The following is a 15,378-nucleotide window of genomic DNA, read 5'->3' as shown; positions in this document are numbered from 1 at the left end:
ACTGTACGAAATCTGTGTAGAAAAGAGAGGGGATTTTCAATGTTGACGAAGTCTAGGCTTCTGCGTATATAATAACCTTACTCCTCTCTTTTGTCTTTTCTGTTTATTTATCTAATTTAATGAATTGTAAACTTAAGACGTATATATAGGTACAGATGCTGGAGCAGGTAATTTTAATCCTAGCAATGCAGATGGAACAGCAGGAACTGGTGTTTTGGAGAATAAATCAGGCAATGTGTTTATTGGTTATCAATCTGGTTTACAGGAATCTGGAAGCAATAAGTTATATATCGAAAACTCAGATTCAAGCACACCACTAATTTATGGCGATTTTAACGCTAACGAAGTTGAAGTTAATGGCACGCTAAAAGTGGCCAATCAAAATGTATTTAAAGCTGGAAAATTTACAGCTGCAGAAGCTAGTGCACTTACACCACAAAATGGTGATTTTATCTATGTCACAACCACAAATGCCACATTTACATCTCGTGGTTTTTGGGGAAGAGAAAATGGGACTTGGATTAAATTATAGTACCATAAAAATTAAAACCACTTAATAGTTAAATCTACTAATTTTTGCTTAAAATTTGTATAAGGCGGAAACAATAAATCGACCGCTCCAATTGTATGCTGTTTTAATACAGAACGTTGATTGGTAAATTCCGAAAAGCCAAAAATTCCATGAGACTTTCCAATACCACTATTGTTAGAACCTCCAAACGGTAAATTATGATTTAAAAATTGAAGTAAATTATGGTTTACACAAGTGCTTCCTGCTCTTGTATTATTAATTATATATTGAATAGTTTTTTTGTTTTTACTAAAAATATACAATGCTAAAGGCTTTGGATTAGCATTAATATAATTAATAACCTCATCAATTTTACTATACGTTTTTACAGGAAGAATAGGACCAAAAATTTCATTTTGCATAAGCTCACTATCTTCTGGAGCATCAAAAACTAAAGTTGGCGCAATGTAATTATCCTTACTATTCATTTCGCCTCCACTTTCAAAAATCACATTTTTACGTTTAGCATCTTCAATATAGCTTTTTAGTCTCTCAAAATGCTTGGTATTTACAATTCGTGTATAAGACTCAGAACTCGAAGGGTTTTCGGAATAAAACTCACTAATTTGCTTTTTAAATATAGAAATAAATTCTGCTTTTAAACCTTCTTTTAAAAACACATAATCTGGAGCAATACAGGTTTGACCAGCATTTACAAATTTTCCAAAAATCATTTTTTTAACAGTCTTCTCTAAATTGGCACTATCATCAATTATTGTTGGCGATTTACCTCCTAACTCTAAAGTCACTGATGTTAAATGCTTTGAGGCTGCTTTCATTACAATTTTACCAACTTGAGGAGAACCTGTAAAAAAGATATGGTTAAACGGAAGTTTTAATAACTCTTCAGAGGTTTCTACTTCACCTTCTACCAGTGCAATGTCGTTGTCGTTATATAATTCTGAAACTATTTTTCCCATTAATTTAGACGTGTTTGGCGTCATTTCACTGGGTTTTATAATCACTGTATTTCCTGCAGCGATTGCAGACACTAAAGGTCCAAAAGTAAGATTGATTGGAAAATTCCATGGCGAAATAATTAAACACACACCTTTAGGCTCGTTTTTAATCCAAGATGAGCTTCCTAGTAACGAGATTGGCGAATCCACTTTTTGCTTTTTAAGCCACGATTTAAGATTGCGTTTTATAAAGTTAATTTCATCAATTACTGGGTAAATTTCAGTTAAATCGGTTTCTAAAAAAGGCTTCTTAAAATCTGTAAAAATCGCTTCTCTAATGTCTTGCTTGTATGTTTTTTCAATGGCTTTTTTTAAAGCGTTTAATTTTACAATACGCTCTTTATAGGTTGTATTTCCTATTTTATATTGATTGGCTTTTTGCTTTTCGAATAAAGCGAAATAAGTATTGTCTGAATAATTCATGAATATATTATTGAAAATAAGATTTTAAAAAAAATGTCATTCAGAAGAGTATAAACTCACTAAGAACTGGTTAAATTATTAACAGATTCTTCGCTTCTCTCTAAATGACATTTCGCTTAAATAATAAGCTTAGTCTGCGTAATTTAATTCGCCATTAGCTTCTTGTTCCTTGAATTTTTTAACCAATTCTAAAGCATCAGGTATTACATCGCTACACAAAATAATTAACGAGCCTTTTACTGCATTTTTTACAGCGTATTTAATCGCTTCTTTTTCGGATGGAATAATGGTTGTTTTCTTATTAGGATCTTTCATTTTAATCCCATCATTAAGCATTTTTATGAGCTCTTCTTCTGTTTTTCCGCGTAAGCGTTTATCTTGACGTATTATAATTTCGTCAAACATTTCGGCAGCAATACTTCCCATTTCATTATTATCTTCTTCACGTCTATCTCCAATACCTGCAATAATCCCTACCTTAACAGTACACTCTAACTCGTCTGTAAATTTTTGTAAAGCACGCATTCCTGCTGGATTATGAGCATAATCTAAAAGAATGGTAAAATCGTTAAATTCAAATAAATTTAAACGACCTGGTGTTTGTGATGCCGAAGGTATAAAGGTTTCTAAAGCGGCTTTCATGTCTTCTATACTAATGCCTTGTACATGTGCTGCTAAAATGGCTCCAAGTACATTTTGAATCATAAATTTCGCTTTCCCACCATAAGTTAATGGAATGTTAGTGACTTCCATAATACGCATTTTCCATTCGCCTCTGCAAATAGTAACCCAACCGTTTTCGTAAACTGCTGTAATCCCATTAAGACGTTGTAATGCTTTTATTCTCGGATTATTTTCGTCCATGGAAAATAAGGCTACATTACAATTTACATTTCGTCGCATATCGTAAACCAAATCATCATCTGCATTTAAAATGGCATAACCATCTGGCAATACAGTTTCTGGCACTACTGCTTTTACTTTTGCTAATTGCTCTACAGTATGTATTCCTTTTAAGCCTAAATGGTCTGCAGCAACATTTGTAACTACTGCTACGTCGCATTTTTTAAATCCAAGTCCAGCTCGCAATAATCCACCTCTAGCACATTCTAAAACGGCGAAATTTACTGTAGGATCTTTAAGTACAAACTCTGCACTTGCTGGTCCTGTACAGTCTCCAGTCATTAGTAATCGGTTTTGGATATATACACCATCACTTGTAGTGTAACCTACGCGATAGCCTTTCATTTTTGCAATATGAGCAATTAAGCGTGTTGTTGTTGTTTTTCCGTTGGTTCCAGAGGTTGCGATAATTGGAATACGTCCTGTATCTCCTTTTATTGGAAATAATTTATCTATTACAGGAGCAGCAACGTTGCGTGGTAAACCAGTTGTTGGTGCCAAGTGCATTCTAAAACCTGGACCTGCATTTACTTCTAGTACTGCACCTCCAGTTTCGGATAATGGTTTGGTAATATCTGTAGTCATAACATCTATACCACAAATGTCTAAATCTATAATTTTAGAAATTCGTTCTGCCATTGCAATATTTGCAGGATGTATAATATCTGTAATATCTTCTGCTGTGCCACCAGTACTTAAATTGGCTGTATCTTTTAAAATAAGTTTTTCGCCTTCAGAAATAACTGATTCTAAGGTGTAACCAGCATCTTTTATAATTGTTTTTGTTAGCGCGTTAGTTGTTATTTTAGTCAACACGTTTTCGTGACCATAACCACGACGAGGATCGCTATTTACTTTATCTATAAGCTCTTGTACAGTAGATTTTCCATCGCCAATTACATGAGCTGGAGTACGGATTGCTCCTGCTACTAATCTATTATTTATAACTAATAACCTGTAATCATCGCCTTTAATAAATTTTTCAACAATAATGGCTCCACTTCTAGAGCTTTCTTTTGCATGATGAAATGCCACTAAAGCATCGTCATAATTTTGAATATCTACAGTAATACCTCTTCCGTGGTTTCCATCAACCGGTTTAATAACCAGAGGATAACCAACATAGCGACAGGCTTCTTCTAAACTGCGTTCGCGTCTAATAATATCACCTCTTGGCACTTCCACTTCAGCTTGTTCTAAAAGGTATTTTGTGTCTTCTTTATCGCAGGCTAATTCTACTCCTATACTACTGGTTTCACTTGTTACAGTAGCTTGTATGCGTTTTTGGTTTGCACCATAACCTAATTGGCATAATGAATATTTGTTTAATCGAATCCAAGGAATTCCTCTCGATTCGGCCTCTTCAATTATAGATCCTGTACTTGGTCCTAATCTTTCGGACTCACGAAGCTCTCTCATTTCCTGAATGTCTTCAGTTAAATCATACTCTTCTCCACTTATTAAGGCTTCGCAGATTCTAACAGCTGCTTTTGCGGCATAGCGTCCAACAGATTCTTCCATATAGGCAAATACAACGTTATATACACCTTCTTCTCCATAACCTCTAGTTCTTCCAAAACCAACATCCATTCCTGCAAGTGTTTGGATTTCTAGTGCAATGTGCTCAATAACGTGTCCCATCCAAGTACCATCGTCAACTCGCATAAAAAAACCACCTTCACAACCTTCGGAACAGCGATGAGAATACATTGTTGGAAACATTGCTTTTAAACGGTCTCCAAATCCATCTACTTTATTTGTTGGGTATTGTTCCATTTCTTCAAGGTCCAAAACCATTACAATTAATTTGTGCCTGCGTATAGACCAATAGTTTGGTCCTCTCATTGCGTTAATGCTGATTATATTCATTCTGGCTAGTTTTTTTGTTAGTAAAAGCGAAAGATTATAAATATATACATTTTTCTATTAAAAAATTAGTTTATTTTTGGCGCTATAAATAATTGCAAGCCCAAATTTATGTTGAGTAATAAAGGAACACTAATCCCAATTGGTGGAAATGAAGACAAAGGAATAGAAGAAAGCGAACAGTACACACAGGAGTTTATTTCTGAAGGTATTCTGTATCACGTAGTTAGAGAAGCTGGTGGAACAGATGCAAATATTGTAGTTATACCTACAGCATCTAGCATTCCGGAAGAAGTTGGAGAAAATTACTTAGAGGCTTTTTCTACTTTAGGTTGTAAAAATGTTACTGTTTTAGATATTAGAAGTAAGGAAGATTCTGAAAAACAAGAATCTATAGATTTAATAAAAAATGCTAATTGCCTTATGTTTTCTGGTGGTGATCAATCCAAGATTACCAATAAAATTGGAGGAACAGAAATTCACGACATCATAAAACACCGTTATAAAACCGAAGCTGGTTTTGTGGTCGCTGGCACAAGTGCTGGAGCGATGATGATGTCTAACGAGATGATTGCAGGAGGTAGTGCCACAGAATCCTTTATTAAAGGTGCAGTACAGATGTATAAGGGCTTAGGTTTAGTCCCTAGTTTAATTATAGACACACATTTTATTAAACGTGGTCGTTTTGGACGTATCTCTGAAGCTGTAGCGCAATTCCCAAAACTTATTGGTGTTGGTTTGGCAGAAGATACTGGTATCATAATCAAAAACAGTAAGTTTAGTGTTATTGGTTCTGGTATGGTTATTATTTTTGATGGTAGAGAATTAGAACACAACAAACACAAAATTTTAGAACCTGGCACTCCAATGTCGCTCACAAATATGCGTACTCACATTTTATCTAATGGAGACCGTTTTAATATTGATAAGAAGAAGGTTAAAGTTTTACCTATTGAAGCGCCTTTTATTTAAATGTCATTACGAGTAATGTAACGACGCGGTAATCTTTTAATTGAAACTATAACTCATGAGATTACTACGCTTTTTTTCTAATAAAAAGCTCGCAATGACACTATTGCTTATATTTTTTTTGGCGTTACCTAAAGGTCGCGCTTTCCGTTATATCTTTTTTACTTGTTCTCGATACACTATTTAATAAAAATATCTGGTAGATGTTTTTATTAAATACAAAACAGAAAAAGCAATTTCACTCGAACTGACGTAAAAAAGGATGTCACTGCAATCGCTAACGCAGAAATCGAGATTCAAATTAACACTCGCTTGTCTCTTCGAGTGATTTTCGAAGTATGAGAAAATTCTATTGAGAAGCAAGTAAAGAAATTACTCAAAGGTTCTCGATACAAAATTGCAAAAAAGCAATTTCACTCGAACTGACAACAAAATTCCATTTAAACTAGTAGTTTGTCACTTCGAGTGATTTTTGAGGTACGAGAAAATTGTATCGAGAAGCTATCTTTTCACTACATTTAAACATGAAAACTTATTACGTTTACATATTAGAATGTGCTGACAAAAGTTACTACACAGGATTTACTTCTCGATTAAACGCAAGAATCATAGAACATAAAACCGGAAAACATCCAGATTGCTATACGTTTTCCAGAAGACCAATTAAGTTAGTTTTTTATGTAGAATTCACAGATCCAAATCATGGTATTGATGCAGAAAAACAAATTAAGAATTGGTCGAGAGCAAAAAAAGAAGCTTTAATAACTAATGAATATGAGAAGTTGCCTAATCTTTCAAAAAAGAGATTTAAAAATTAAAAGGTTCTCGATACAATGCTCCTTTTGTCGCATCACTCGAACTGACAACTAGATTAAATTTAACACTCGATTGTCTCTTCGAGTGATTTTCGAAGTATGAGAAAATTCTATTGAGAAGCAAGTAAAGAAATTACTCAAAGGTTCTCGATACAAAATTGCAAAAAACAATTTCACTCGAACTGACAACTAAAATTCATATTCAAAAAACCAGTTTGTCACTTCGAGTGATTTTTGAGGTACGAGAAAATTGTATCGAGAAGCCTTTATTTATAAATTTTTACTTCTTCAGTTCCATTTGAAGATTTTGAGGCACGATACATCCCTTCCGTATTAAAAGGCATTGCAATGTTTCCTTTTGCATCTACAGCAATTAATCCACCATCACCTTTTATTTCGAGAATACTTTTACTTATGTTTTTTGCATGATTTTTTTACACGAAGTACAATAATTAAGACTAATCAATTCGTGTAAATTCGTGAAATTCGTGTCAGTCTTTATAAATTGAAATCTCCTCAATTCCGTTTGAAGATTTACTAGCACGATACATCCCTTCCGTATTAAAAGGCATTGCAATGTTTCCTTTTGCATCTACAGCAATTAATCCACCATCACCTTTTATTTCGAGAATACGTTTGTGTATGACTTCGTTAGATGCATCCTCTAAAGACATTTCTTTGTGTTCCATTAAACAAGCTACGTCATAAGCGACAACTCCACGAATAAAAAACTCACCACTACCAGTACATGAAATTGCACAGGTTTTATTATTGGCATAGTTTCCTGCTCCAATCATAGGAGAATCTCCTACACGTCCCCATTTTTTATTAGTCATTCCTCCTGTAGAAGTTGCTGCTGCTATATTTCCTTCTTTATCGCAAGCTACTGCACCTACAGTTCCAAATTTAGAATCCTTTTTTACCGAATGATCTAACTGAAAGCTATCTGTATCCTTGATTTGTAACCATTGATTATGTCTTAATTCATCGTAAAAATACGATGCTTCTTTAAGTTTATAATTTAAGCCTTTTGCAAACTGCATTGCACCTTCGCCAGCCAAAAACACATGCTCACTTTTTTCCATCACATCACGTGCTAGACTTACTGGATTTTTAATACCAGTAATTAAGCTTACAGCTCCAGCATTAAGAGTTTTACCATCCATAATTGAGGCATCCATTTCATGGCTTTCGTTCGCTGTAAAGACGCTTCCTTTTCCTGCATTAAATAATGGTGAATCTTCTAAAATCATTACTGCTTTCTCCACAGCTTCAGTTGCAGTTCCTCCAGTTTCTAAAACTTGGTAACCTTCGTTTAAAGCTAACTGTAATGCGGCTTTATAGTTAGTTTCTAATTCTGGAGTCATCATTCCTTTTACTAAAGTTCCAGCTCCTCCATGTATGGCAATTGAAAATGTGTTCATTTAGATAAATTCTAATAGTTTATTAAATTTACTTTTTGGGTACAAAAATACATTCTAAATAACCTAATACTTAGAATGTAAATAATATAAAACAATTTAGTTATTTTTTTATTGTTTTGTATAAACAATAGTAGCATCAGAATCAGAAAAAGCAGTACTTGTTACATTACCATTTCCATCTAAAAACTCAATTTCATATTCAAAAAAGCTTGACCTAGATAAAGTGTTGTTTGACAACAAAGTTATAGTTTCTGCGTCTCCATTAGCATCAGCTACAAAAGAACCATTGTCTAATTGAGACCATGTGAAATTAAAATTAGCATTATCTGTTAAACATTCATCACTAAATGTTTCCACATTGTTCTGGATAGTAAGTTTAAGATCCAAATCGGTTGTAAAAGTAAGACTCCCTGTACCATTAGCATTAAATACAATAGTTTCTCCTTGATAACAACCCGATTCGCTAATCAACTCATTAGATTCTGTACCATCTCCATTTAAATCGAAAGCATCGTTTTCTAAATTAAACTGTGAGATTACCCAAGTCCCTACAATAGCAGGTGTTGAATCATTATTAGAATCATCGTCACTAGAACATGACAACACAAATAAACACAATAAACTTAATATTATTTTTCTCATTTTTTAAAAATTTTAGATGCAAACTTACAATAAATATCACAAATTGGCATTTAATTATTTATAGTAAAACGCATAAGTTTTTGTAGCTTTGAGTTCTTGTCTGTTTGAGCATTAATTGAGTTCAAAATATATTTTGAACGAGGTTAGCTTGCGTAGTAAGTCAAGAACTATTACATAGTAAACACAACCTCTGGACTGCGCTCGAGGAGACCGTATTTTTTAAATTAAACAATCAAAATGTCAGACAATAAACGCGTTTTTTTAGTCGATGCTTATGCATTAATTTTTCGTGGCTATTATGCCTTTATAAAAAATCCAAGAATAAATAGCAAAGGACAAGATACCTCAGCTATTATGGGATTTATGAATTCCCTTTTAGACGTGATAAAACGTGAGCGACCAAACCTTTTAGCGGTTTGTTTTGATAAAGGCGGAAGTACAGATCGTGTAGAACTATTTGAAGACTACAAAGCCAATAGAGATGAAACTCCAGAAGGCATAAAAACTGCCATTCCGTATATTATGGACATCCTAAAAGCCATGCATATTCCCATAATGGTTAAAGAAGGTTATGAAGCAGACGATGTAATTGGTACATTATCTAGACAAGCAGAACAAGAAGGATTCCAAACCTTTATGGTCACACCAGATAAAGATTTTGCGCAGTTAGTAACCGATAATATTTTTATGTACAGACCTGTTTTTGGTGGTGGTTACGAAACTTGGGGAATTCCAGAAGTGCAGAAAAAATTTGAAGTCACAGACCCAATGCAAGTGATTGACTTTTTAGGTATGATGGGAGATTCTAGTGATAATATTCCAGGATTACCAGGTGTTGGCGAAAAAACAGCGAAGAAATTTATAGCCGAATTTGGCAGTATGGAAAACCTATTAGCAAATACCGATAAGCTAAAAGGCAAAATGAAAGAGAAAGTAGAAGCCAATAAAGAACTTGGTTTGCTCTCCAAAAAATTAGCAACTATAATGTTGGATGTGCCTGTAACTTTTAATGCCAAGGATTTTGAGTTGGATCCACCAGATATAGAAAAGGTGAAGGCCATTTTTCAGGAATTAGAGTTTAGACGTTTAACCGATAATTTTATAAAAACATTCACTTCTGGTGCAGAAGCAACATCCAAACCAACAGAAAAAGCTTCAGATAAAACGGAAGCAAAAGCAACACCAAAGGAAGTAAAATCTGCTGGAGAAGGCCAATTTAGTTTGTTTGGAGCTGCAAATCCTTCTGCGGAAGCGACAACAGAAAACGCCTACACACGTAAAACCATAGACTCCACCTCACACTTTTACCAAAGTGTAGCTCCAGGAATGGCAACAAAACTCTTTATTAAAAATTTAATGAGCCAAACTAGTGTGTGTTTTGATACGGAAACTACAGGCTTAAATCCATTAACAGCAGAGCTGGTAGGTATTGCTTTTTCTTGGGAAATTGGCAAAGGATTTTATTTACCTTTTCCTGAAAATAAAGAAGAAGCACAGGCTATTATCGAAGAATTACGATGTTTTTTTGAAGCAGATCATATTGAAAAAATTGGTCAGAATTTAAAATACGACATTAAAGTGCTTCGTAAATACAATATAGACGTTAAAGGCAAACTGTTTGACACTATGTTAGCGCATTATTTAATAAATCCAGATATGCGACATAACATGGATGTGCTGGCAGAAACCTATTTAAATTACACACCAGTTTCTATTACTGAACTTATTGGTAAAAAAGGAAAAAATCAATTATCAATGCGAGATGTTCCTTTAGATAAACAAACAGAATATGCAGTAGAAGATGCAGATATTACGCTACAATTAAAGGAGCATTTTGAGAAAGAATTAGGCGATGCCAATACTCAAAAATTATTTGATGATATCGAAGTGCCTTTACTTCGTGTACTTGCTGCAATGGAGTTAGAAGGGATTAATCTAGATGTTAATTTTTTAAACAGTTTATCTGAAGCCTTAAATAATGATATAAAAACTTTAGAAGCTAAAATTTATGAGGTTGCTGGCGAAGAATTTAATATTGCCTCACCAAAACAATTAGGTATTGTGCTTTTCGAAAAATTAAAACTAGTTGATAAGCCTAAAAAGACCAAAACTGGACAGTATGCAACAGGAGAAGATATTTTGTCTTACCTAGCAAAAGATCACGAAATTATTAGAAACATTTTAGAGTATCGTGGACTCGCAAAATTAAAAAGCACGTATGTAGATGCTTTACCACTTCAGGTAGAACCAGCAACAGGCAGAGTGCATACCGATTATATGCAAACCGTTGCTGCTACAGGACGTTTAAGTAGTAACAATCCTAATTTACAAAACATACCTATTCGAACCGAACGTGGTCGCCAAGTACGTAAAGCCTTTGTGCCTCGTAACGACGATTATGTTTTACTCGCTGCAGATTATAGCCAAATCGAATTACGAATTATTGCTGCCTTAAGTAAAGAAGAAACCATGATTGAAGCCTTTAAGAATGGAGAAGATATTCATGCTTCAACTGCCTCTAAAGTGTTTGATGTGCCACTTGCAGAAGTGACCAGAGAGCAACGTAGCAATGCCAAAACGGTTAATTTTGGGATTATTTATGGTGTGTCTGCTTTTGGGTTAAGTAACCAAACCGATTTATCGCGAGGCGAAGCCAAGGAGCTTATTGACACGTATTACGAAAACTATCCAAAACTACGTGCTTATATGAGCGAGCAAGTTGATTTTGCACGCGATAATGGCTATGTGCAAACCGTTTTAGGACGTCGCAGATATTTAAAAGACATCAATTCTAGAAACGCTGTAGTTCGAGGTGCTGCAGAACGTAATGCAGTAAACGCACCAATTCAAGGTAGCGCAGCCGATATTATTAAAATTGCCATGATTAATATTTATAATAAACTAGAAACAGGCAACTATAAATCTAAAATGCTCTTACAAGTCCATGATGAATTGGTGTTTGACATCTTTAAACCAGAACTCGAAGCGATGAAAACTTTGATAAAGACTGAAATGGAAAATGCGTTTGTAATGGATGTGCCTTTGGATGTTGAGGTTGGTGTTGGAGTTGATTGGTTGGAGGCGCATTAGAGTTCCTCTATACCAATTTCTTTCAAATAATCATAAGTACCATCGTAAAAATAACTTGGTCTAGTATGGTCTAATTTAGAGCCCTCAGGAATAAAAATAATCATTCCTTGTCTAGCACGAGTTAATAAAACGCGATAAGTATTTTTAAGATAATCTTTATTAATTTCCTTATGAATATTATTCCATTTTGTTCCCGTAAAACTTTGGTGCTTCCAATTCTCATTGATTAAATGAAAATCAGCTCCCCAAACTAAACAAGTTCTATCAATTTCTAAACCTTGAATATCAAATTCTGTAGCTACATCTTCAAGAAAGTAGGATGACCTAATATCTTCACTTCCATTTAAAAACCAAATAGGTGCAGATATTTCGTTTTTCACATTGACTCCTAAAGGCTTTAGTCTTCTAGCTCCTGAAGAAGCAACTAAACCTGTCCTTTCCGTTCCTCTGCTATTTTCTATTAACCAACTTTTAGCAGTTTTTAAGTCTCTTGTCAAATAAATTGGAAAGTGGTTTTTAATTTCTAAAAATAGGTTTTTAGCATTTTCTGTTTTCAAATTTAACAGCTGATGTACAAACTCAGAAACTTTCTCAGACCTAAAAGAACGAATGGAAACTGATAAATGTAAATTAGATTCAGAAATTGCATTATGCAATAGCCAATCTTTTTGTGATTTAGTTTTAATGTAATTTGGACTGTCCACTATTGAGTTTGAATAATGAATATCCCAATCTTCGTAGTTTTTTTGAAAGGCATTTATCCATTCCTCTAAACCTGCTTCTCCTGTATTTATCTCTTGTCCTCCTCCAATAAGACATACAATTGCACACCAATCTTCATGACGATTCATTACGTCAATTAAAAATTCTGGTTCAGACATTTTAAAATCTTCAATACCCTTATTTCTTTTCATAAATGAACTAACTTGCTTTTCCGTCCATGCTCTTTGTGCCTCATCAAAAACCACTACTTTTTCAGTTGGTTCAACATTATATTTAATATACTCATCTCTAAAATGATGAATATTTTGAATGAATGTGCTTGTTCGTCTTTTCGCAATATCTTTTGTTATTGGTTTTCCATTTTCTTTTGACACCTTAACAAGGTCTCTAGCCAAAGCTTCTCTTAAAACCTCAACTAAAGGACCATTTCCAGAAAGAAAAACTGCATGTTCATTCTCATCTGCATTCATTCTTACATTTGCAATACTTAAACCTGCAAGAGTTTTACCTGCTCCAGGAACACCAGTTACAAAACAGATTGATTTTCTTCTTTTTAATTTTGAATTATCTATTACTTTATTAATATAACTTGATGTTACCGAAAGGTTTATTTTTCCTGCATCATTTCTAGATATGTTTTCAACTTTATGTCCTTTGTAAAGAGCTTGTGCAGCTTCAACGATTGTAGGTGTTGGTTTATAAATTGAATTTTCCCATTTAGCAACATCAATTTTATGGTTTGAAAATTGAGTAAATTTATTAATAATATCACTTACACCAGATTTGTTGCATTTAGCAACTGTTTTAAATTCTATTACATCATTAATATCAGTAATACTAAATTCAGCATTTGTAGATATTAACACTGGAACTAACTTAATATGATGGCTACCTTCATGAAAATTTCTCAAATCTAAACTATAATCTATTACTTGATTTTCAGCATGTTTACCATAAGAGTCATCACCAACCTTAAATTCGACGACAAAAACACAATCATCAACAATAATAATATTATCAACTCTCTTTCCCATTCTAGGGATTGAAAATTCAAAATAGATTGAACCAATTATTCCTTTTAATTCAATTTTAAGAATTTCAATCTGTTTAACCCAAGCGTTTTTCTGTAAATCTACTAATGAATGATTGGAATGATTTAAACTTAATTGTCCTAAAATTGAATTAGAATCCTCAGTTAGAAAATTTTGAATTGTATTATTATAATATGCTCTTTTCATTTAACTATCAGTTTTAAGTTTATAATCGTGATAGCTTAGTTTCGGATTCTGATTTTTAAAATTTAATAAATCAGAAATATCCATTTCAAAAGCTTTTGAAAAGACTGCAATATTTGTAAGTGATATATTTCTTTCACCTCTTTCAATCATACCAATGTATGTTCGATGAAAGCCTGTTTTAAAGGAAAGCTTCTCTTGACTTAGATTTTCTTTGGTTCTTAACTCGCGAATCCTAAGACCAAATTCTTTAATAATAAATTTATTTACCATTAATCGAAACTATACTTATTGTATGTCAAAATCAACATACAATAAGTATCATTTTACTATATTTGATTTATATAAAAAATGAAGATTGAATGACTTTACAAGAAAAAATAATAAATTTAAAGAAACAGCTAGAAACTGTAGAAGATAATTTCAAAGATAGTTTTAAAACAGATATTTATATCTTAATAGATAAATTCAACATTTCTAATCCTAATCTTATTTTTCTCAATGATTTAGAATCTGAAGAGGAAATAACTTGTTGGATAAATAAATTGACTTCAAGAATTGTCATGAAATTTGATGAAGAAAATGAAAGCATTAATGATTTCATATATGACTATATAGAATTAAGCTGAAATTTTCAAACTCAATTTTTACAAATTTGTAGCTCATTTTAAATCAACATGAGCTTCATTCATCCCAATTATGAGCTACAAATCTATTTTTAGTCTTCAGTTTGAATTTGCTGTACAAACTTATTTTTAAAATAAAAGATACCTTTGATACTATCAAATGATACTATCATGCAGAAACCACCATACGAGATTACCTCAAAAATCCTAAGATTGATTAGCTCTATTTCAGAAAAAATTGGTACTATAAATGCTAATTATATAAACAAACCTTCGCCAACTTTAAGAAAACAGAATAGAATTAAGACTATTCATTCTTCTTTAAAAATAGAAGGCAACACTTTAACGGAAGCTCAAATAACTGCTTTGCTTGAAAACAAAAAAGTGGTAGGCCCAAAAAAAGATGTGCTTGAGGTATTAAATGCCATTTCGGTATATAATAATTTAGACAACTACAAACCAAACAATGAAAAGTCTTTTTTAAAAGCACATACTGGTTTAATGGATGGTTTAATACATAAACCAGGAACCTACAGAACCGAAAGTGTTGGCATTGCAAAAAACGATATTGTTGCGCATATTTCGACTCCTTTTAAAAATGTCCCTTTTTTAATTAATAACCTCTTTGATTATTTAAAACACGATGAAGATATAGACTTAATTAAAAGTTGTGTGTTTCATTATGAATTAGAGTTTATACATCCTTTTATAGATGGAAATGGTAGAATGGGACGTTTATGGCAAACCGTAATATTAATGGAAAACTATCCGGTTTTTGCTTACATCCCATTTGAAACCTCAATTAGTAATGACCAAGAAAGCTATTACAGAGTTTTAGGTGAATGTGATAAATTGGGTAACTCAACAAAATTTATTGAGTATATGTTAGGCATTATTGATACCTCAATTAACGATTTACTTAATTTTAGCAATAGAACTTTTACCACAAAAGATAGATTACAACATTTTGTAAGTTTAAATAAAACCGCGTTTTCTAGAAAAGATTATATGTCTATTTTTAAAGATATTTCATCAGCAACAGCCAGTCGAGATTTAAAAAAAGGAATTGAATTGAATCTGTTCCAAAAAATAGGAGAGAAAAATAAAACAATGTATGTAATTACTTAATTAT

The 15,378-nt window shown here is 32.9% G+C and carries 12 protein-coding genes and 1 pseudogene; 6 read left to right on the top strand and 7 right to left on the bottom strand.

The window, feature by feature from the left end; translation table 11 throughout:
- Positions 1–214 precede the first annotated feature (214 nt).
- A complete protein-coding gene (locus tag ACVC5O_RS04315) occupies positions 215–532 on the top strand; it encodes a hypothetical protein (protein WP_452220238.1) in 318 nt (105 codons plus the stop codon).
- Positions 533–543: 11 nt separating this feature from the next.
- On the opposite strand, the gene ACVC5O_RS04310 is transcribed toward ACVC5O_RS04315, so the two are convergent.
- The gene (locus ACVC5O_RS04310; protein ID WP_452220237.1) at positions 544–1,953 is read right to left on the bottom strand and encodes an aldehyde dehydrogenase family protein; all 1,410 of its coding nucleotides are present in this window, start codon (positions 1,951–1,953) and stop codon (positions 544–546) included.
- Positions 1,954–2,082: 129 nt separating this feature from the next.
- Entirely contained in the window at positions 2,083–4,725 is a 2,643-nt protein-coding gene (gene cphA, locus ACVC5O_RS04305; RefSeq protein ID WP_452220236.1) for a cyanophycin synthetase, read from the bottom strand.
- 108 nt (positions 4,726–4,833) lie between these two features.
- Between cphA and ACVC5O_RS04300 the strand changes: the two genes are divergently transcribed.
- Together ACVC5O_RS04300 and ACVC5O_RS04295 are read left to right on the top strand one after the other, a co-directional pair.
- Positions 4,834–5,694 carry a cyanophycinase gene (locus ACVC5O_RS04300; protein ID WP_452220235.1) on the top strand — a complete coding sequence of 287 codons (861 nt, stop codon included), beginning with the start codon at positions 4,834–4,836 and terminating at the stop codon, positions 5,692–5,694.
- A gap of 521 nt (positions 5,695–6,215) precedes the next feature.
- On the top strand, positions 6,216–6,509 hold the full coding sequence (locus tag ACVC5O_RS04295) for a GIY-YIG nuclease family protein (protein ID WP_452220234.1): 294 nt from the start codon (positions 6,216–6,218) through the stop codon (positions 6,507–6,509).
- 263 nt (positions 6,510–6,772) lie between these two features.
- On the opposite strand, the pseudogene ACVC5O_RS04290 reads toward ACVC5O_RS04295, so the two are convergent.
- The 3 genes and pseudogenes from ACVC5O_RS04290 to ACVC5O_RS04280 form a co-directional block, all read right to left on the bottom strand.
- Positions 6,773–6,922, bottom strand: a pseudogene (locus tag ACVC5O_RS04290) (isoaspartyl peptidase/L-asparaginase); the annotation flags it as partial.
- 75 nt (positions 6,923–6,997) lie between these two features.
- Positions 6,998–7,930, bottom strand: coding sequence for an isoaspartyl peptidase/L-asparaginase family protein (locus ACVC5O_RS04285; protein WP_452220233.1), 933 nt, complete (start codon positions 7,928–7,930; stop codon positions 6,998–7,000).
- A gap of 108 nt (positions 7,931–8,038) precedes the next feature.
- Complete coding sequence (locus tag ACVC5O_RS04280; RefSeq protein ID WP_452220232.1) at positions 8,039–8,572, bottom strand: hypothetical protein; 534 nt, start codon at positions 8,570–8,572, stop codon at positions 8,039–8,041.
- Between the two features lie 237 nt (positions 8,573–8,809).
- Between ACVC5O_RS04280 and polA the strand changes: the two genes are divergently transcribed.
- Positions 8,810–11,662 carry a DNA polymerase I gene (gene polA, locus ACVC5O_RS04275; RefSeq protein WP_452220231.1) on the top strand — a complete coding sequence of 951 codons (2,853 nt, stop codon included), beginning with the start codon at positions 8,810–8,812 and terminating at the stop codon, positions 11,660–11,662.
- On the opposite strand, the gene ACVC5O_RS04270 is transcribed toward polA, so the two are convergent.
- A complete protein-coding gene (locus ACVC5O_RS04270; RefSeq protein WP_452220230.1) occupies positions 11,659–13,623 on the bottom strand; it encodes a DUF2075 domain-containing protein in 1,965 nt (654 codons plus the stop codon). The two genes, polA and ACVC5O_RS04270, sit on opposite strands and share 4 nt — an antisense overlap.
- The gene (locus ACVC5O_RS04265; RefSeq protein ID WP_452220229.1) at positions 13,624–13,893 is read right to left on the bottom strand and encodes a helix-turn-helix domain-containing protein; all 270 of its coding nucleotides are present in this window, start codon (positions 13,891–13,893) and stop codon (positions 13,624–13,626) included. It lies immediately after the preceding gene.
- A gap of 89 nt (positions 13,894–13,982) precedes the next feature.
- On the opposite strand from ACVC5O_RS04265, the gene ACVC5O_RS04260 reads away from it, so the two are divergent.
- Positions 13,983–14,249, top strand: a complete 267-nt coding sequence (locus ACVC5O_RS04260) for a hypothetical protein (protein WP_452220228.1) — start codon at positions 13,983–13,985, stop codon at positions 14,247–14,249.
- Positions 14,250–14,417: 168 nt separating this feature from the next.
- Positions 14,418–15,374, top strand: coding sequence for a Fic family protein (locus ACVC5O_RS04255; protein ID WP_452220227.1), 957 nt, complete (start codon positions 14,418–14,420; stop codon positions 15,372–15,374).
- The last annotated feature ends 4 nt before the right edge of the window (positions 15,375–15,378 follow it).

The organism is Lacinutrix salivirga (assembly GCF_053604675.1).
Note: the sequence above shows the minus strand (reverse complement) of the source record. Positions and strands in the feature narration are given on the sequence as shown.